The organism is Polyangium jinanense, from assembly GCF_028435365.1.
Map to the genome: position 1 here is coordinate 157,952 of NZ_JAGTJJ010000008.1, position 19,059 is coordinate 177,010.

Annotated in this window: 14 protein-coding genes; 8 read left to right on the forward strand and 6 right to left on the reverse strand. The window is 67.8% G+C overall.

The genetic code is table 11. From position 1 onward, the window contains the following. The first annotated feature begins 39 nt into the window (after positions 1–39). The 4 genes from KEG57_RS18725 to KEG57_RS18740 all read left to right on the forward strand — a co-directional run bounded on the left by KEG57_RS18725 (position 40) and on the right by KEG57_RS18740 (position 6,522). Positions 40–1,593 (forward strand): choice-of-anchor L domain-containing protein, encoded by a 1,554-nt coding sequence (locus KEG57_RS18725; RefSeq protein ID WP_272458220.1) that lies wholly within the window; start codon positions 40–42, stop codon positions 1,591–1,593. A 127-nt stretch (positions 1,594–1,720) separates the two neighbouring features. Beyond that, complete coding sequence (locus KEG57_RS18730) at positions 1,721–3,796, forward strand: choice-of-anchor L domain-containing protein (RefSeq protein WP_272458221.1); 2,076 nt, start codon at positions 1,721–1,723, stop codon at positions 3,794–3,796. A 406-nt stretch (positions 3,797–4,202) separates the two neighbouring features. Then, positions 4,203–5,063 (forward strand): SUMF1/EgtB/PvdO family nonheme iron enzyme, encoded by an 861-nt coding sequence (locus KEG57_RS18735; RefSeq protein WP_272458222.1) that lies wholly within the window; start codon positions 4,203–4,205, stop codon positions 5,061–5,063. A 1-nt stretch (position 5,064) separates the two neighbouring features. Further along, on the forward strand, positions 5,065–6,522 hold the full coding sequence (locus KEG57_RS18740) for a sialidase family protein (RefSeq protein ID WP_272416928.1): 1,458 nt from the start codon (positions 5,065–5,067) through the stop codon (positions 6,520–6,522). A gap of 417 nt (positions 6,523–6,939) precedes the next feature. On the opposite strand, the gene KEG57_RS18745 is transcribed toward KEG57_RS18740, so the two are convergent. From KEG57_RS18745 to KEG57_RS18755, 3 genes are all read right to left on the reverse strand, one after another. Then, positions 6,940–7,116, reverse strand: a complete 177-nt coding sequence (locus tag KEG57_RS18745) for a hypothetical protein (protein ID WP_272416929.1) — start codon at positions 7,114–7,116, stop codon at positions 6,940–6,942. Between the two features lie 125 nt (positions 7,117–7,241). Beyond that, positions 7,242–7,880, reverse strand: coding sequence for a hypothetical protein (locus KEG57_RS18750; RefSeq protein ID WP_272416930.1), 639 nt, complete (start codon positions 7,878–7,880; stop codon positions 7,242–7,244). An 887-nt stretch (positions 7,881–8,767) separates the two neighbouring features. After that, positions 8,768–10,138, reverse strand: a complete 1,371-nt coding sequence (locus tag KEG57_RS18755; RefSeq protein WP_272416931.1) for a PQQ-dependent sugar dehydrogenase — start codon at positions 10,136–10,138, stop codon at positions 8,768–8,770. Between KEG57_RS18755 and KEG57_RS18760 the strand changes: the two genes are divergently transcribed. Together KEG57_RS18760 and KEG57_RS18765 are read left to right on the forward strand one after the other, a co-directional pair. Beyond that, a complete protein-coding gene (locus tag KEG57_RS18760) occupies positions 10,137–11,084 on the forward strand; it encodes a Bax inhibitor-1/YccA family protein (RefSeq protein ID WP_272416932.1) in 948 nt (315 codons plus the stop codon). The genes KEG57_RS18755 and KEG57_RS18760 overlap by 2 nt on opposite strands. Before the next feature lie 64 nt (positions 11,085–11,148). Continuing rightward, complete coding sequence (locus KEG57_RS18765; RefSeq protein WP_272458223.1) at positions 11,149–11,736, forward strand: hypothetical protein; 588 nt, start codon at positions 11,149–11,151, stop codon at positions 11,734–11,736. A gap of 13 nt (positions 11,737–11,749) precedes the next feature. On the opposite strand, the gene KEG57_RS18770 is transcribed toward KEG57_RS18765, so the two are convergent. Both KEG57_RS18770 and KEG57_RS18775 read right to left on the reverse strand, forming a co-directional pair. Next, on the reverse strand, positions 11,750–13,777 hold the full coding sequence (locus KEG57_RS18770; protein ID WP_272458224.1) for an HD family phosphohydrolase: 2,028 nt from the start codon (positions 13,775–13,777) through the stop codon (positions 11,750–11,752). Then, on the reverse strand, positions 13,774–14,883 hold the full coding sequence (locus KEG57_RS18775; protein ID WP_272458225.1) for a PhoH family protein: 1,110 nt from the start codon (positions 14,881–14,883) through the stop codon (positions 13,774–13,776). The genes KEG57_RS18770 and KEG57_RS18775 overlap by 4 nt, the downstream gene beginning before the upstream one ends. A 113-nt stretch (positions 14,884–14,996) precedes the next feature. Between KEG57_RS18775 and KEG57_RS18780 the strand changes: the two genes are divergently transcribed. After that, a complete protein-coding gene (locus KEG57_RS18780) occupies positions 14,997–16,874 on the forward strand; it encodes a porin (protein WP_272458226.1) in 1,878 nt (625 codons plus the stop codon). Positions 16,875–16,938: 64 nt separating this feature from the next. Beyond that, entirely contained in the window at positions 16,939–18,219 is a 1,281-nt protein-coding gene (locus KEG57_RS18785) for a penicillin-binding transpeptidase domain-containing protein (protein ID WP_272416937.1), read from the forward strand. Between the two features lie 42 nt (positions 18,220–18,261). Here the strand turns inward: KEG57_RS18785 and KEG57_RS18790 are convergent, their stop codons facing one another. Continuing rightward, on the reverse strand, positions 18,262–18,843 hold the full coding sequence (locus KEG57_RS18790) for a thymidine kinase (RefSeq protein WP_308215611.1): 582 nt from the start codon (positions 18,841–18,843) through the stop codon (positions 18,262–18,264). Between the last annotated feature and the right edge of the window lie 216 nt (positions 18,844–19,059).

Here is a 19,059-nt window from a genome sequence, read left to right on the forward strand (position 1 = left end):
CGGCGCCGCGCCGGCGCGTTGCTCCCGGAGGTTTTCCTGATGGCTCGTACCCTTCTCTTTTCAAGCTCGCTGCTTCTGCTTGCGGGCGCCCTCGGCCTCGCGTCGTGCTCGGACGACGGCACGGGGGGCCAAGGTGGTAGCGGCGCGACCGGCGGCACGGGCGGCGCGGGCGCGACGGGCGGCATGGGCGGCACCGGGGGAACCGGCGGCGGCACGGGCGGCACCGGCGGAGTGGGCGGCATCGGCGGCACCGGGGGAACCGGCGGCATCGGCGGCACGGGCGGCACCGGCGGCGTGGGCGGCACGGGCGGCATCGGCGGCACCGGCGGCGGCGGCGGTGAGGGCGGCCTCGGCGGCGCGGGCGGAGCCGGCGGCGCAGGTGGTGCCGGCGGAGCCGGGGGCCTCGGCGGGGCCGGCGGCGCGGGCGGCGGCGGTGGTGAGGGCGGCGATCCGCTGGCCGTCGACAAGGACATGGACGGCTGGACCATCGGCGACGGCGACTGCTGCGACAACGACGTCAAGTGCGACATCCCGGGGAGCGTGAACCCCGGCGCGTTCGAGTACCTCGGCAACGGCATCGACGACGACTGCGATCCCTCGACGAAGGACGACGTCGCCGCGGTCGATTGCACCGATCCGCCGCTCGCCACGCCGACGAGCACGCTCGAGCTCGTGAAGGCGATGGACCTCTGCCAGTTCACGACGGAGAACCCGCCGCTCCCGCAGAAGAAGTGGGGCGTGATCGCGAGCTACCTCCAGCTCGCCGACGGGACGAACGCGGTCGTGCCGAAGGACGTGCAGGTCGGCGTGCTCGCGAACTACGGGCCGAACGTGCTGCCGAAGAAGGGCACGACGATGGCCGTGCTCTCGACGGGCACGGCGCGCGACGAGGGCGACCTCGGCTTCATCCACCCGCAAAACGGGCCCGATCCCGAAATCCAGAAGGGCAACTACAAGGCAAACACGGTCTGCCCGATCCCGGCGCCCTACCTCACGGCGAACGGCGGCAAGCTCCCCTCGCCCCCGGAATGCCCGGCGTGCGTCGGCGAGAACTGCACGAAGGCGTTCGACTCGGTCAACTTCAAGATGCGCATCCGCGTGCCGACGAACGCGCGGTCGTTCTCGTATCGGCTGAAGAGCTACACCTCGGAGTACCCCGAGTACAGCTGCGGCCAGTTCAACGACTTCTTCCTCGCGCTCCTGAAGAGCAACTGGACGCCCGATCCGATGGCGAACCCGCCTCAGGCTCCGCTCCCCGCGGATCGCAACATCGCCAAGGACTCGACCGGCAAGACGATCACCGTCAACAACGCGTTCTACGAGGTCTGCTTCCCCTCGCCGATCTCGCCGCCGGGCGCCTGTCCGGCCGGCGTGCTCGAGCTCCTCGGCACGGGCATGGGCGGCTGGAGCGGCGACTACAAGGACGGCGGCGGCACGGTGTGGCTCGTGAACGACGCGCCCGTCGTGCCCGGCGAGACCATCGAGATCGAGTTCATCATCGCCGACGCGGGCGACTCGAACGTCGATTCGACGGTGCTGCTCGACTACTTCCGTTGGGACATCAAGGCGGCGGCCGCCGGCGTCCACAAGTGATCCGCTGCGCGCTGCGCTCTTCGTGAGCGCGGCGCGCGGCCTCGGGCTTCGGATGGTGCGGGCTCGGCCCGCTCGCGATTTTACGAAGAGGTATTTCGAGATGATGAAGCGTACGAGGCGGAACGACATGCGTTTTTCGCTTTCGACCCTGCTCGTCCCGGCGCTCGTCGCATACGCGGCCGCGGCCGGCTGCGCCGCGGACGTCGGCGGAGGAGGGGGCGGCTCGGCCGGCACGTCGAACGTGAGCGACGGCGGGAGCGGCGGCACCGGCGGTGCCGGAACCGGGGGCATGGGCGGCGCGGGCGGCACAGGCGGCACAGGCGGCGCGGGCGGCGCGGGCGCCGGGCCCACGGGATGCGTGGTCGACGGCGATTGCGCGAACGATCCCGGCGGCACGATCTGCAACGCCGACACGGGCAAGTGCGTCGAGTGCATCCCGAGCGGCGACCCGCTCGTCGATGACTGCGGCCTCGGGCAGTACTGCAACAAGGACGAGGGGAAGTGCAAGGTCGGCTGCACGCACAAGGCTGACTGCCTGGGCGCGCAGGTCTGCGACACCATGAAGAACCAGTGCAGCGACGGCTGCATTGTCGACACCGACTGCTTCCCGGGCTCGATCTGCATCTCGAAGACCTGCATCCCCGGCTGCTCGGCGACCCAGCCTTGCCAGGCCGGCTTCAGCTGCTGCTCCTCGAGCTGCTACGACTTCTCGAACGACGAGAACAACTGCGGCTTCTGCAACAACTCCTGCTCGAATGCGTGGGTCCTCGACGACACGCAGACCCCGCCGGTCATGGGCGGCCCGCCGAACGGCACGGCGGTCTGCGACAACGGCCTCTGCTCGCTCGGCGCTTGCAAGCCCGGCTTCTCCGACTGCAACAACGACCCGTCGGACGGCTGCGAGTGGAACACGCTGCAGGACGGCCCGTGCACCTGCGTGCCGGGCCAGACGCAGTCTTGCTACCAGGGTTTGCCGGGCACGCTCGGCATCGGGCCGTGCAAGGCCGGCACGCAGACGTGCAAGGAAGACGGCTCGGGCTGGGGGGATTGCAAAGGCCAGGTGCTCCCGAAGTACGAGATCTGCGCGAACGCCATCGACGACGACTGCAACGGCGCGGCCGACGACTCCGCCGGTGACTTCGACGGCGACGGCTACAGCTCGTGCGGCGGCGGCGACTGCTGCGACTTCCTGAGCCCCGGCTGCCCGAACCCGAAGGCCGTCAACCCCGGCGCCTTCGAGTTCACCAACGACGGCGTCGACAACGACTGCGACCCGACGACGCCCGACAACGTCGAGGCGCCGCCCTGCAGCTCGTCGGCGAAGTTCGCCGCGGTCACGGCCGAGGACGTGGCGAAGGCCATGGAGCTCTGCCAGTTCGTGCCGGAAAACCCGCCGGCGGGAGAGTTCAAGAAGTGGGGCGTGCTCGGCGCCAAGCTCGTCCTCGCCGACGGCTCGACGCCGACCGCGGCCCAGCTTTCGGTCCTGCAGGACAAGTCGACCGCGATCCTGACGGGGTACGGCACGGTCGTGAAGCCGCAGAAGGGCCTCACGATGGCCGGCATCTCCAGCGGTGTCATGCGTGACCAGGACGACGTGGGGTACACCGGGACGAGCACGAGCCACAGCATCAACGGTAACCCCCCTGCCACGTACCTGCTCGCGAACGGCGGCAAGCTGCCTTCGTCGCAGGGCTGCAACGGCAGCTGCTCGTCGGGCACGGGCGCGAATGACTCGATCAACGTGCGGCTCGACATTCGTGTCCCCACGAACGCGAAGTCGTTCGAGTACCAGTTCCGGTTCTTCTCCTCGGAATACAAGAGCTGGCAGTGCTCGTCGTACAACGACTTCTTCCTCGCGTTGCTCCAGTCGGGCGCCATGGGCCTGCCGACCGACAAGAACATCGCGAAGGACGGTTCGGGCAACCCCGTCAGCGTCAACAACAGCTTGTTCCAGGTCTGCGTCGCCAAGGGCTGCAACACGTGCCCCTCGGGTTCGGGCGAGCTCACGGGAACGGGCATGCAACTCGACAACGTCGGTGGCGGCACGGACTGGCTCTTCAACACCGCCTCCGTCGTGCCCGGCGAGAAGGTCACGCTCGAGCTCATGATCTTCGACGTGACCGACACCATCCTCGACTCGCTCGTCCTGCTCGACAACTTCCGGTGGAACGCGGCCGATCTCGGCACCGGCATCCACGAGTGATCCCCTCTCGCCCGAACCGCGAGGGCGCCTCCCCGGCGAGCGCGCCCTCGCGGACAAACCCGTCCGTGGTCCAATGGTTGGACCTCCAAGTATAGACGTTCCGAACAGCTTCCATCCCGCTGTCAAGCGATGAAAGCGTGGGAAGACGATCCCGCCGGCGGGCGTTGGCATTTTTCTCCATTGCGTCTCGGCGCGTCCGCAGGCATCTTCGACGTTCGTGGCGACGAAGGCGGACGACGCAGACTGGCGAGCGCCCAGCCCTCATGGGCAACCGCTGCGATCCAGCCTCCACACGCGTCGCGTTGCACGGCACGTTTCCAGCTTCGTCCGTCTCGTCGTGGCGGCCGTTCTCGGATCAGGGGCCGTCGGCTGTGCTACCCCGGGCGGGCTCTCGCAGCTCCACGCCGTGAAGGAGCCGAGCGCGAACACCCGCGTCGCGTCCGCCCTTCGGCAAGCGCCGGTCGCGCCCGCCGAGCGGCCCATCGCGGTGCGGGCCACCGAGGCGCGCGTCGTCACGGTCGAGACGCGCCTCGCCGCAGCTGCGTGGCGCTCCATGGCCGAGGACGTGGACGGCGAGATCCTCGCGAACACCTCGCGTTGCCCGGTGGAGATGGCGCTCGTCGACAACCGCGTCTGTGTCGATCGCTGGGAGGGTTCGCTCGTCGAGCGTCTCGCGAGCGGCGAGGTGCGCGGGTGGTCGCCGTTCTACCCCGTGGATGGACACGAAGCCTCCGTGCGTGCCGTCTCGCGGCCCGGCGTGGTCCCGCAGGGCTACATCAGCGGGGAGCAAGCGCAGCGCGCCTGCCAGGCCTCGGGCAAGCGCCTCTGCGCCGCCGACGAGTGGGAGCGCGCCTGCCGCGGCCCGAACCGCACCCGTTTCCCCTACGGCGACGAGCGCAAGAGCCGCGTCTGCAACGACGACATCCGCCGCGCGCACCCCGTCGTCGAGGTCGCCTTGCGCCTCGGCATCCCCGACGATCGCCGCTGGTCGGACGGCATGAACCAGCCGCTCATCAACCAGCTCCCGGACTCGCTCTTCGAGACCGGCATGCGCGCCGAGTGCACGAACGAGTACGGCGTCTTCGACATGGTCGGCAACCTGCACGAGTGGATCGAGGATCGCGACGGCACGTTCCGCGGCGGCTTCTACATGGACACGTCGTTGAACGGCGAGGGTTGCTCCTACCAGACCACCGCGCACGACTTCCGTTACCACGATTACTCCACGGGCTTCCGCTGCTGCATGGATCCCGATCGAGTCGAGTGAGATGTTCCGAACGACGATGGGCCCCTGGTCCCCGACGGCCTACGCGCTCGCAGCCGCGCTCTCTTTGCTTCCGAGCTGCTCGAAGAAAAAAGAAGAGGCCCCGATCACGCCGCCCGCGCCTCCACGCGGCGCAGCCTCGCTCGATCAGCTCTCCACCGGCCTCGGCACCGCCAAGGGCCTCGACGCGAGCCTCGCGCCGCCGTCGATGAAGTTCGATCACGTCTACGTGCTCGACGACAAGCGGGCCATCCTGGCCGGCGGCGTCCCCGGCAGCGTGGCGATCGCGCTGATGACCGTGGACGCGGGCAAGACGTGGAAGGCCTTCCGCACGGACCGCGAGACCTGGTCGAGTTACACGTTCGGCACGGATGGCGTGTTCGCCCTCGCCCTCGGCCCGAAGGAGACGACCGCGGAGGCGCCCCCGACCGTCGGGAAGAAGGCGCCCCCGCCGCCGCCGTTCCAGTTTTTCTTCGCGGGCCTCGACGCGCCCTCGTTCGGTACGGCGACGATGGTCGATCAGCCGCCGCTCGCCCGAAAGCCCGACCCGAAGCTGCCCATCCCGAAGCCGCGCCTCGCGCTGCTCGACAAGGAGACGGCGTCGATCGTCGTCGAGCCCACACCGAAGAAATTCATAGCGCGGTATGTGACGCCGCCCGGGACCGATGCGCCGGCCGAGGTCGCGCTGCCCAAGCTCGAGACGTTCGCCACGGGGCCCGTCGGTCGGCCGCCGCGGCTCTTCTCGGTGAAGGGGCGCGAGGTCGTGTCGCGCAAGTGGCCCGCGCCCGGGCAGACCGTCGCGGCGCCTGCGGAGTCCGAGTACATCGACTTGAAGCTCCTGAAGCCGACGCCCACGCTCCTCGCCGAGCTATCCGCGCCCTCGGCGTGTGACGTCGGTTCGATCTCGTACCAGGCGATCACGCAACCGCCGACGAAGCAGAATCCGAACAAGAACTTCTACCTCGTGGTGACGCCCGACAAGCTCACGCTGGTCCCGCGTCCGGCCGAGGCGCTTTCCGGCGCGCCAATCGGCTGCACCGACACGAAGTTCGTCGTCGAGGCGCCGGATGCCGACAAGCAGAGCATAACGCTCTTGCTGTGTGAGCTAGACGGCAAGTGCACGACGCCATCGCGTCCCGTATTCAAGCCCTGGATCGAGAAACACGAGCGCGACATCGTCGCGGTGCCGACGTCCACGGGCGCGGCGGCCGTGATGAGCGCGCAAGCCGGGGAGCGCTGGGGGCTCTACTACGCGCAGTCGACGGACGGCGGTAAGTTTTACGAGCGCGCGCGCATCATCGGCGAAGGGACCGGCGCGCGCGGGCGCGTCGACTTTGGTGCGCTCGTTTCGTTTGGCAAGCGCACGCTGCTCATCGTGTCCGCCGATGTCACGGGTACTTCGAGGCGCGGCTTCTACGTGCTCGTATCCGACGACGACGGCGCGACCTGGAACCCGCCGTAAAGCCGTCGTCGGACGATTGCCTCACCGCGCCATCTCCGCTCGCTCCTCGTGCGAGCGTGAGAAGTTGAAACGCGCGCAGGGGCACATCGTTCAAAATTGAAAGGTAAGACCGTAATAGGTCTGCAAAAAAACGTCGAAAGCGTGACGCCTGCACCGTTTTGGCGACGCGCATAACGACGAGCGCGTGTTCGCGCAGTGCGGCGTGGGAGCGCATCGCACTGGCTTGTCGGCTGGGTTCGTCCGAGCGAGCGACAGTGAAAGGATGCTCGGTCCGCCCGGACATACCACGCGCGCGTATCGCCGCGACACACGCCTGCCTGCCACGCTGGGTTTGGCCGCCGACGACCAATCGAACGGGCGGCGCGATCCAGCGCGAAAAACGTTTTGGACGTCGCGACGACCTGGGACGCTCACGCGTCATTCGGGCGCTGCCGCGGGTCGACCATAACGATCGATCGTGGGCAGCCGCTCCGGTCGAGCAGAGCCGGAGAGGCGCGTCATGTCGGCGACGTCGTTTTGACTTCGTCCGGACGATCGATCGTCCTTCGAAACGACCGCGCGGCCCGAATCGAGGGCGGGGAGTCTTTCACTCACCGCCTCCGCGTCGGGCCGCCAGGTTTGCGAGTCGTAACTCGCTGGCAGGCTGTTGATAAACGGCTGCGCGCCCTGGACCTATGGTCTTCGTCGAGCGCGCGCTACGTTCCCCAACAGCCCGCGACTCACTTCGCCGCAGGCTGCGCCGCGGGGGCCGCCGCGCGCTTGCGCGTGACCTTCGCCGCGGGGGCCGCCTTCTTCGCGGGGGCGCCGGCCGTCGAGGGGCCGCTCGCCGTCTTGCGCGCGTTCAGGCTCGCCTGCTCCGCCGTCTTGAGGTCGGCCGCATAGCGGGCGAAACGACGATCACCACCCTGGAAGATGCGCTTCGCGAGCTTGAGCTCCTTGAGCGCAGCCGCCGCGCGCGTCTGCGGAATGCCGGCCTGGCGGGCCACGTCGCTCGCGCTCACGCCGTTCGACGCCTTCACGATGCGCTCCACCGAATTGAGGACCTCTTGCCGCTCCGCGGAAAGGGCCGCCGTCTTCTTCGGACGGCCGGGCTTGCGCTTCGCAGGTGCAGCAGGCGCCGCCGCGCGACCACGCTTTGCGGGCGCCGGGGCTTCCACCACCGGAGCAGCCGCGAGCGCCTGCGGCACGCGCGCCGGACGACCGCGACCCCGGGTCGCAGCCGCAGCCACGAGCGGAGCCGCCGCCGGAGCGGAGGCCACGGCCGAGCCGAGTTTATCCTTGACCAGTGCGAGAATCGCCGAGTCGGGCATCTTCCGCACAAGTTCCACAATCTGCTGCTCGAAAGCGTCGGTTGCCATGTCTTCTCCCTCGCCGAATCCCGCTCGGCGGATGGTTACGACTATGCCTTTGGAGGCGGGCGGGTCAAGCGAATAAAGTGGCAGGACGGTCCTTTCGTTCATTTTTTGGTTCGGCTCGCGCGCGCCTCCCAGGTTTTGCCTCCACCGCCGCCCGGTAGCGCCGGACGTTTACCGGACCGACCGACCGCTCGAAATCCCTCACGAGGCCGCGAGAAGCTTGCATTGTCCAGCCAGCGCTCTCGTTTGGCGCGCGCGGGCTGCCAGTCGATCCAGGCTTTGCGACCCGGGCTTTGCCGTGCACGCTGCCATGTCCTTCCGGATTGGGGGCGGGTCTCTCCCTAAAGACCGACCCGACGTCGCTTCATTGCTGCTCCTTCTCTGCGCAGGCCACGCCCGGCGGTGACACCGGGATAGCCACTGGGACGAGCTCGAGTCGCTTGCCGGTTCGATGAGGCATGCCGCGCGACGCGTCCGCGACGATTTGTGTCCGGCTCGCGCGCGCGCCCGCCGAGGCCCGCGCGGCGATAGCGTCGCCGAAGGGCCCCATCACACCGCGTTGTGCGCCGCAAAGCCTCGGGGACGATGCGCCACGAAACCGACGAGGAGCAGGCGCCCGGGACTTCGGCGCTCCGGCGCGGCTCGTTCTCGCACTCATATAATAAGGAGAGGAGGCGCGCCGCGGCAGCCTTCCGGCCGTGCAGCGACGGCCCTCACGAAGCAAGCCCGGCGCGCGGGCGCGCGTTGTCCTCTTTTCGAGGAGCCCGCCTCCGCCGAAGTCGCGGATGATGCGGCGATCGAGATGAAGAGGAGATGAAGACGAGATGTAGAGAGATGAAGAGGCGCGCGTTTCGACGCGGGAGCGCCCTCCGAGGGAGGGCGCGTCGATGTCACTCCGGGTCGATGCGGTACAGCTTGCCGGGTGTCCCGCCCTGGCTGTTGTCCACGATGACGTAGAGCTCGCCCGCGGTGTCCTCGCCGAACGAAGTGATGCCCGCGCTCAGCGATGTGCTTTCGAGATCGGCCGTGATCTCCCCCTCGGCGATGACGTTGCCCTTCGACCACGCGAGCGTGTAGAAGCGCTTCGAGCAATAGTCGGCGTAGAGGTACGTCCCGACGAGCCCCGGGATCTTCGACCCGCGGTAGACGTATCCGCCCGTCACCGAGCAGTCGTTGAAGCCGCTTGCATGCACATACTCCGTGACCGGCAAGGTGAGGCCCGCCATGTCGCAGCCGCTTGCCGGGTCGTAGCAGAGCGTTCCTTCCATGGTGTTCCAGCCATAGTTTTTGTTGCCTTCCCCGGGCGGCTCGACGTTGATTTCTTCGACCACGTTCTGGCCGACGTCGGCGATGTAGAGATCGCCGGTGCATCGATCGAAGCTGAAGCGCCAGGGGTTGCGCAGGCCCCAGTCCCAGATGTCCTTGTCGCCGTTCTGGAGGTTTCCCGGCGGAGGCGTCGGGTACTTATCGACGTCGATGCGGAGGACCTTGCCGAGCTTGGCGTTGATGTCCTGCCCGTTCTGGTCCGGATCGCCGCCGCCGCCGCCGTCGCCCGTGCCCACGTAGAGGTAACCGTCGGGCCCGAACGCGAGCATGCCGCCGTTGTGGTTGCTGTAGCCCGGATGCGGGATGGTGAGAATGACCTTGCCCGAACCCTGGACCGCCGTGTCGGGCGAGGCGCCGCGAGCGTACTCGGCGATGGCGATCGCGCCGTTCGGGTTCGCCTTCTGCGTGTAGTAGACGAAGAATCGGCCATTTTCGGCGTAGTTCGGGTGGAACGCGAGGCCGAGCAAGCCGCGCTCATTGGCCGCCCCCTCGACGATCGCGCTGATGTCGAGGAAGGGCTCCGGCACGAGATTGCCGCCGTTCACGATGCGGATGCGGCCCGGCTTCTCCAGCAAGAAGAGGCGGTTCGTATCGCCCGGCGCGCCCGTCACGTAGGTGGGCCGGTCGAGGCCCGTCACGAGCTCGGTCAGCACGAGCTTGGGCAAGGCTTCGGCCGTGCCGGGCGCGCATACCTGCATGCCGCCGCCACTGCCACCCGCGCCGCCCGCGCCGCCCGCGCCACCTGCGCCGCCTGCGCCGCCTGCGCCGCCCATTCCGCCGGTGCCGCCCACGCCCCCGTCACCACCGGTGCCGCCGGTGCCGCCGCTACCGCCCTTTCCATCGTCGCCGCAGCCGACGGTCGACAGCGCGCTGGTGGCCGTGCCGACGAAGAAGAGAAATGCCAACCTGGTCCCGTTCGACTTCAAGAAATCCATGTCCGCAACGTACGCGGATCCACCCACGACGTCGATCCCCTCGCTGGAAATGGCCGGCGGACGGCCCGTGCGTGATCGGCCTCGCGGAGCGACCATCGGGGCGAAACATTGCGACGTCGTGGTGGATGACTACCTTTCGCCTCGACTGGTCCTTCACCCGCACATCATCCAGGGAGTGAACAGCATGAACTCGTGGGACTACAGGGGGCAAACGTGGGGCGCGCAGAGCCTCACCCGCGGCGAGAACCGCGTGGCTTTCCTGAAACGCGTCTACGGCCTCTTCACGGCGAGCATCGCGTTTTCCGCCGTCGGCGCGCTTGTGGCCCTCCGCGGCGGTCTTTCCGCGTCGCAAGCGTTCGTCAGCGTCGGCGGTTCACGCGTGGCCGTTCCGCCGCTCGTGGCGTTCTTCGGACAGCACTACATCATCGGCATGCTCGTGATGCTCGGCGCCGTGTTCGGCGCTTCGATGGTGCGTCACGTGAAGGGCCTCAACGTCGTCGCGCTTTTTGGTATGGCGACCGTGATCGGCGTGGTGATCGCGCCGTCGTTGTTCTACGCGACGCTCGCCGCGGGGATCGGCAAGACGCTCTCGTCGTCGCCCATTCGCGACGCGTTCTTGCTCTCCGTCGGTGGTTTCGGCGGGCTCACAGCGTACGCGCTCACCACGAAGAAAGATTTTTCGTTCCTCGGCGGCGCGCTCACGATGGGCCTCTTCGTGGTCATCGGCGCTGGCCTGCTGAACATCTTTCTGGGCAGCGCGGTTTTCGGCCTTGCCATCGCGAGCGTGTCCGTCCTGCTCTTCGGCGCATACGTCCTCTACGATACGTCGCGCCTGCTCCAGGCTGGAGAAGACGACGCGGTGGGCGCCGCGATCCAGCTCTATATGAACTTCCTGAACATCTTCCTCGCGCTCTTGCGCATCCTCTCGTCGCGCCGCGAAGATTGACGCGCGGCAGGAGACGCGCGAAGCACCTCGGCGCCCGCGCCCCTTCGCGGGCGCCGAATCCCCGATGCGACACTGCGTTTCCACGGCCCTCTCCTTGATCGCCTGCCTTTCCCTCGTCGCTTGTGAAAAGAGCGGCAGCGAGGGAGGCGCGCCGCCCGCTCCCTCCATCGCCCCCGCGACAACCGTTCCGTCCGGAAAAACCGCCGAGGTCGCGCCGAGCGCCGCGCCGAGCCCGAGCGCTTCCGCGGCTCTGCCCGCCGAGCCGCCGGGGCTCGTGGGGACGTGGGAAGGCAAGTACGACGCAAAGAAGGGCGAGGTCGAGATGCCGCCCAAAGTGAAGGACAAAGTCCGCACGAAGGACGACGGCAAGGTGGCGGTGGGTCCGGGGACGCTCACGCTCACCATCGGCCCGGACGGCGAGCTGAAAGGAAAAACCTCGGGCGCGCTCGGCGCCGCGGCGCTCAGCGGCAAAGTCGAGGGTGACGAGGTGCGCGCGACGTTTTTTCCGGAAGATGCGCTTTCCAAAGAAGCGATGTTCGGCATCGTCCAGGGCAAGCGCAAAGACGACAAGATCGTCGGCCGCATCCGTGTGGCGAGCGGGGATGCGTCGATCGTGCGCGAGGCCGAAATCGAGCTGAAGAAGAAGGACTAACCGCGCAATTGCGTCATCGCGAAGACGCCACGAGGGCCGAGTGCGGCGCGCCGGGCTGTTCGAGCACGGTCCACACTCTCGCTTCGATGAAGACGCGCACGAGATCGGCGTCGACGTGCTGGTCTTTGACTTCGAGGCCGAGGATGTCGAGCGCGCGGTCGACGGGGACGGCTTTTTTGTAGGGCCTGTCGCTCGCGGTGAGCGCGTCGAAGATGTCGCTGACGCTCATCATCTTGGATTGCAGCGGGATTTCCTCGGCGCGCAGCCGATGCGGATAACCCGTGCCGTTCAAGCGTTCGTGATGCGAGCCCGCGATGACGGCGACGCGTCGGAACTGTTTGCCCCAGGGGATCTGCGAAAGGAACTGGTAGGTGTGGACCACGTGGTTGCGGATTTCTTCGATCTCCGCGGGCGTGAGCGATCCACGCGCCACCGACAAACACGCGACTTCTTCGGAGCGAAGGAGCGGCACGACGTCACCCGAGAAGTCGGTGAACGTCTCGCGCGCGATGGCCTCGATGCGCGCGAAATCGCCGCCTTTGAGGACCGAGGGCTCGTTCGCCGCGACGATCGCGGCATACGCGGCTTCGAGCTCGGCCTTGCGCGACGATAACTCCTGATCGAGCGCGACGAGCTCGTCGGCGCGCGCGCCGCGTTGCACGAGCCGGAGCTTGCGTTCGAGGATCTCCACCTCGTACGAGCGCGATGCGATCTCGATACGATGACGGATGATGGCGAGCTCGTGCGGATAGAGCTTCTTCGCCTTCACGAGGACCTGCTCGCGCACGCCGATCTTGCCGAAATCGTGGAGCAGCGACGCGTACTCGAGCTCGCGCAGATCGTCCTTCGTCCATGTGACGCCGCGATAGGGGCCGGCCGTGTCGCGCTCGAGCGCGCGCGCGAGGCCCACCGTGAGGAGCGCGACCCGGCGCGAGTGACCACTCGTCGTGGGATCGCGCTGCTCGATGGCCTCGACGCTGGCGCGGACGAACCCTTCGAGCATGTGATGGATCTCGGTATAAAGAACCGCGTTCTCCAGCGCGATGCCGGCTTGTGATCCGAGCGTACCGACGAGCTCTTCGCTGCGCGCATCGAACGGGACGACCTGGTCTTCGACATCCTCGTCCGAGAGCAGCTTTCGGTCGGCCGCGCGTTTCTTGTTGATGAGCTGGATGACGCCGATGACCTCGCCTTTGCGCGAGAGCAGTGGCATGCACAACATCGACTTCGTGCGATAGCCGATCTTCGCGTCGAACGATCGATCGAAGCCGTACGGCGATACCGCGGGCAGGTCGTAGACGTCGGCGATGTTGAGCGGTCGTTTGTGGAGCGCGACGTAACCCGACATCGATCGGGGGCTCACGGGCAGGGTGAACTCGCGCGCGTCGAAGGGCACGGAGTCGTTTTGCGAGAGCTTGAAGCGCAGGGTGCGGCGGAGCGGATCGGGGTCGTCGCCTTCGACGACGTAGATGCTGCCGGCGTCCGCGCCCGTGATGAAGCGGCTCTTCTCCAGGATGAGCGAGAGCAGCTTGTCGAGCTCGCGCTCGGTGGTGATGGCCTTGGCAATCTCGATGAGCTCGCCGAGCTCGTAACGATAGCGGTTCAGCCATTTGCCGCGCGCCTCGGCGCGGGCCTTCGACTCGAGCAGCTCGCAAACGTTGTGGATGGCGACGTAGAGCTCGTCGGAGCTCGGATCGGGGCTCACGAGCGCGCCGAGGCCGCGGTTCAAGGCGCCCGTGACGTCGCCGATGGCAGGGCTGCCGATGAGGACGAGCATGGCCTCGCCCGAAGCGAGCTTGTGCGCGAAGGGGCGGAGCACTTCGCGGCCGCGGTCCCAGAGCGAGCCCGGCGCGAGCACCGCGAAGAGCCGGTCGCTCCGCACCGTGACGAGCATAGGATGCGGTCGAACGACGGTGCGATCGGAGAGACGCGCATCCGACGTGAGGCGCGCCTCGATGATGTTCATCGTCGTGAGCGCGTCTCTGCCGTATCGCGCCGAGCTTCGGGCGACGTCACTTGCCCCGTCGATGAAAAAGCTCACGAGGCGGTCCCTTTTTCGCGCGGCTCGTCCGCGGGCTCCAGGTTCGTCGGGGTCGATTGCGCCGCGGCGGGTCCGTCGCGGCGATCTCGATCTCGATCACGGTCACGCTCTTTTTCCGCGCGCCTCGCAGCCACTTCCTGATCACGCTTCTCGTACGCGACGATGATGCGTTGTACGAGCGGATGGCGGACGACATCGACCTCGGTGAAGTGACAAATCGCGATGCCCTCGATCCCCGCGAGCAGCTCGCGCGCTTCTGCGAGGCCGCTTCGCGCGCCGTGCGGCAGATCGACCTGCGTGACGTCGCCCGTGACGACTGCGCGCGACGAGTAGCCGAGGCGGGTCAGGAACATGCGCATCTGATCACTCGTCGCGTTCTGCGCTTCGTCGAGGATGACGAAGGAATCGTTCAGCGTGCGGCCACGCATGAACGCGAGCGGCGCGACCTCGATCTGTCCGCGCGAGACGAGCCCCGAGGCTTTGTCGGCATCCATCATGTCGTGCAAAGCATCATAGAGCGGACGGAGGTACGGATTCACTTTCTCGGCGAGGTCGCCCGGCAGAAAGCCGAGCCGCTCGCCCGCTTCGACCGCCGGGCGCGTGAGGATGATGCGTTTCACGCGACGCTCGAGGAGCGCGTGCACGGCCATGGCCATGGCGAGGTACGTCTTGCCCGTGCCCGCCGGCCCGATGCCGAACGTCATGTCGTGCGTACGGATTGCCTGGATGTATCGCTTTTGCGCGATCGTCTTGGCGGTGACGGGCCTGCGCCGCGCGGTCACGAGCACGACGTCTTCGAAGAGCTCGCGCAGCGTGAGCGCGGGGTCCTCGCGGAGGGCTTGCACGGCGCGCACGTAATCCTGCGCGTCGAGCACGGCGCCGCTGCGCAGGAGCTGGGCTGCCTCGGCGAGGAATCGCTCGGCGAGCGCGACCGCGTCGGCGTCGCCGGCGAGGCGAATGATGTTGCCCCGCAGGCTCGCGTCGATGCCGAGTGTCCTCGCCACGGACTTCAGGTGTTCACTCGCCGGACCGGCGAGCGAGACGAGCGTCGTGTTGTCGAGCACCTCGACGTCTGCCGTGATCCGAATGGGCGTGCTGCTGGTCATGGTTCGTTCTGTCGCTTGCTCGTGTCGCCCTGGCCGCGCGTGGCTTGACCCTCTGCGCGTCGCATGCGAGCGTCGTGCCCGCCCGTCGGGCGCGAAGCCGGAAACATTCGCGAATGCTGCATACGAAAAGCGGGGACACGAAGCGCCTCGAAGGAGGCCTCCGCGGGAGCATAGCCAAGGCGGTGCTCTCCGGCGCGCTCGCGTGTGTTTTTTCTGTCCCGGCGGCGCTCGCGCAAGTGCCGCCTGCGCCTGGTCCCAAACCTGCGGCCACGGGGGAAGGAAAAACCCAGGCGAGACCGCCTGCGCCGAAGCCCATGGGGACCGTACCGCGGCCCTTCGAGCTGCGGAACGTGGTGATTCCGCCGCCCACGCCTGCCGGCCCGCCGCCGCCGCCGCCCGCCGGCAAAACGCCGCCGGTGGTCACGCCGCCGCCCGCGCCCGTGCAGCCGTTTCCGATCGAGGTCGACGTGCCTTCGCGCACGGAGCCGCGGATGGCGCTGGCCGGTTTTCAAGGCGGAATTTTTCTACGTGATCCCTCGGACGACATCCGTATGTATGTCCGGGGCCGTCTGCACCTCGATTTCCATTCCTTCCTCGGCGGCGGCGCGAGCGCGCTTCCAGCAAAGGACGGCGGCACGTTGCTCGCGCCCCGTTTTTTCGCTCGCCGCGCGCGTATCGAGCTCGCGGCCGATCTCTTCCGTCGATGGTTTGCCCTGGCCTCCGTGGATTTCGGCGGCCAGCCCATAACGAACCCGATGGGCGAGGCGCAGCCGGCGACGTTGCCGCCCGGACAAGCGCCACTCCAAGCGTGGACACGCTTCGCGCCGCCGCAGTCCGTAGGAGCGACGGCACAGCTCGCGAACGCGTACATCGACTACACGCTCCTGCGTCAGTTTCACGTGATGCTCGGGCAACACCAGGCGCCGTTTTCCCTGGAGAACCGCACGGGCAACGATCAGCACCCGTGGATGGAGCGCGTGCTGCCGATTCGATCGTTCGTCCAGCCGAACGGCAAGGAAATCGGCATGACGATCTGGGGCGATCTCAACGAAGCGCAAACCCTGAGCTACGAGCTCGGCGTCTTCGTCGGCGACGGACCGAATCGACCGCAGGTCGACCGTTACCCCGATTTCATCGGCCGCTTCGTTGTGCGCCCGTTCTCGCGGGGCACGCCGGCGACGAAGGAGGAGTTCGCGGAGAGGTCGAGCAGCCTGGCCGGACAACTCCTGCAACGCTTGCAGATCGGCGTGAGCATGCAGCGCGGCGCGCGTGATCCGGCGTTCGTCGCGTACGACTATCCCGCGATCACGACAGCGCAGGGGTTCGCATTGTGGGATCCGCGGTACCGCGATACACGTGGCAGGCTCGTGCGCGTCTTGCCGTCTGGCGCGCAAAACCGCATCGGCGGCGAGCTGCGCGCGCCGATCGGTCCGTTCGAGCTCCGCGCCGAAGCGTACTGGGTCGACAACGGGACCCGCGAGGCGATCGATGGTCTCGCGTTCGAACACACCGAGCGGCTCGGGAATGTCGAGGGCGTGGGCTGGTACGTGCATGCCTCGGCGTGGCCCGTCGGGGATGCGTACGTGAACGGCGAACCGGGTTTTTCCCGGCCACCCAGGCTCGATCTGTCGGCACCGGAGACCCAAAAGCGAAACGACGACCGGCGCGGGCTCGAGGTGATGGCGATCGCGGCGGGCGTGCAAGCGGCATACGACGGCGCCGCACGTGGAGGCGACTACGATACGGCGACGCCGGGCGCGCCGGGGCGGACGTCGAAGATCTCGGTCTTCCAGGTCGGGCTCGGCGCGACGTACTGGCACACGCGGTTCGTCCGGGTAACGGTGAACTGGCTCGCCTACCACACGCCGGGGAGCGGGACGGGGGAGAACCTCGCGCTCGTGCCGGGAAATTTACTCGAGGATGCGAAGAATCCCGCGCGATCCGCGACGTGGATGCACGAGCTCGGCGCGCGCGCGGCCGTGAACTTCTGAGCCGGCGACGTCACACAACATTTTTGGCCCAGCCACACGCCGCGCGTTAAGGCCCGAGGAGCCAATGCGTCAGTGGATCGCCATCGGTGCCGCCGTGGGGCTCGTGGCCGTCACGCTCCCCATGTTGCGCAAGCACGACGTGGAGCTCGCCGGTCTCCTCGCGAAAAGCAAAATCGAAACGAACGGAGGGCCCGTCGTCACGCGGGAGGTGACGCCACCCCCACTGACCGACATCGACCTGACCCGGATCGACGATCGCGGAAACGTCGCGATCGCGCCGGCCCACGGCAATCGCAAGGCCGAGCTTTCGGTGGTGCCGAAGTACCAGCGTGCGGCCGTGGCGCTTTTGCGCGGCGGGCACGTGCCCGAGGGCGCCGTCGTGATGACCGACATCAAGACGGGTCGGGTGCTCGCGTGGGCGAGCTACGTGGATCAAGGCGCGATGCACGACGTCGCGGCGGAGGCGACGGCGCCTTCGGCGAGCGTGTTCAAGATCGTGACGGCGACGGCGCTCGTGGAGCACGCCGGGCTCGGGCCCAACACGAAGCAGTGTTACTCGGGCGGCGAGCACGCGATCACCGCGAAAGACATGGTCGAGAACAAGAAGCGCGACAAGTGGTGCGCCACGCTCGCGCAGGCGATGGGCCGCAGCTTGAACACGGTGTTCGCGCGGCTCGCGGCCAAACACCTCGATCGCGGCGAGCTCGAAGGGACGGCGCAGAAGCTCGGCTGGGGGCAGGACATCCCGTTCGACGTGAAGCTCGCGCAAAGCACGATCACGCTGCCCGAGGACGACCTCGGCTTCGCCCGCACGGCCGCAGGCTTCTGGAACACGACGCTCTCGCCGTTCCAGGGCGTGAACCTGGCGACGACGATCGCGAACGGCGGCGAGATGGTGCGCCTGTCGATCGTGACGAGCGTGAAGGACGAGGAAGGCGAGATCTACAAGGGTCCGACCGCCCGCATGCCGCTGAAGCGCGTGATGAGCGAGCAGACGGCTCGAGCAATCACGTCGATGATGGAAGAGACGGTGGACTCGGGGACGAGTTACAAGTCGTTCCACGATCGCGCGGGTCGGTCCTATCTGCCGGACATCCGCATCGCGGGGAAGACGGGCACGCTGACGAAGCCGACGCCCGAGGGCCCGTTCTACACGTGGTGGGTGGGCTTCGCGCCCAGCGACAAACCCGAGGTCGCGCTGTCGGTGCTCGTGGCGAACGGCGCGAAGTGGCGCGTGAAAGCGACGCACGTGGCCTCCGACATGCTGCGCGTGTACTTCGCGGACAAGAACGCGCCGGGCGTGCGGAGCCCGTTCGATTCGGGGTCGGTGGCGCGGCGGGATTAGCCTCACCCCCAGCCCCTCTCCCTCGCGGGAGAGGGGAGAAGATCAGAATTCGGTGCGGGGGACGTCGCGCGGCTCGAAGCAGCCGCGGCAGCGCGCCTCGTAGCTCTCGGCGCCGCCGACGAGCACCGTCGTGGCCTTGGGGATGAGGCGCTGCGAGCGGCTCGCAGGGCCGCCGCAGACGGCGCAGACGGCGTGCACCTTCGTGACCTCCTCGGCGATGGCCATGAGTTCGGGCATCGGCGGGAAGGGGCGGCCGAGGTAGTCCTGGTCGAGGCCGGCCGCGATGACGCGCAGGCCGCGATTGGCGAGTTTGTCGCAGACCTCGATGATGCCTCGATCGAAGAACTGTGCCTCGTCGATAGCGACGACGTCGGTCTCGTCGAGCACGCGCTCCTCGATGCTCGCGCTCGTGCCGACGGCCACGGCCTCGACGCTCACGGCCTCGTGGCTGACGATGCGATGCGCGTCGTATCGATCGTCGATGCGAGGCTTGAACGCCTGGACACGCTGGCGAGCGAGGATCGCGCGCTTGATGCGCCGGATGAGCTCCTCGGTTTTTCCACTGAACATCGAGCCCGTGATGACCTCGACGGACCCTGTCGGACGAGCAGGTACCCCGCGCACGGGCGGAGACAGACCCCGGACGGCGGAAAGAGGCAAGGGGAAACGGCAGGCATCGAGTCGCGCCGCCCCCGGCCCGTTACGCAGGCGAGATCAGAAGGGCTCGGATCCCGGGGAATTTCGGAGGTTTGTAGGAGCCCGGTCGCTCGATGAAAACCCTCCGAACGAGGCGCATGCGTTGCGTCGATTCCGGATCTTTCATCGCGCGCGCTGGACGGA

Coding starts and splice junctions, on each gene's coding strand:
- KEG57_RS18725 (WP_272458220.1), top strand. CDS start 40: ATGGCTCGTACCCTTCTCTTTTCAAGCTCGCTGCTTCTGCTTGCGGGC.
- KEG57_RS18730 (WP_272458221.1), top strand. CDS start 1,721: ATGCGTTTTTCGCTTTCGACCCTGCTCGTCCCGGCGCTCGTCGCATAC.
- KEG57_RS18740 (WP_272416928.1), top strand. CDS start 5,065: ATGTTCCGAACGACGATGGGCCCCTGGTCCCCGACGGCCTACGCGCTC.
- KEG57_RS18750 (WP_272416930.1), bottom strand. CDS start 7,880: ATGGCAACCGACGCTTTCGAGCAGCAGATTGTGGAACTTGTGCGGAAG.
- KEG57_RS18760 (WP_272416932.1), top strand. CDS start 10,137: ATGTCCGCAACGTACGCGGATCCACCCACGACGTCGATCCCCTCGCTG.
- KEG57_RS18755 (WP_272416931.1), bottom strand. CDS start 10,138: ATGGATTTCTTGAAGTCGAACGGGACCAGGTTGGCATTTCTCTTCTTC.
- KEG57_RS18765 (WP_272458223.1), top strand. CDS start 11,149: ATGCGACACTGCGTTTCCACGGCCCTCTCCTTGATCGCCTGCCTTTCC.
- KEG57_RS18775 (WP_272458225.1), bottom strand. CDS start 14,883: ATGACCAGCAGCACGCCCATTCGGATCACGGCAGACGTCGAGGTGCTC.
- KEG57_RS18780 (WP_272458226.1), top strand. CDS start 14,997: ATGCTGCATACGAAAAGCGGGGACACGAAGCGCCTCGAAGGAGGCCTC.
- KEG57_RS18785 (WP_272416937.1), top strand. CDS start 16,939: ATGCGTCAGTGGATCGCCATCGGTGCCGCCGTGGGGCTCGTGGCCGTC.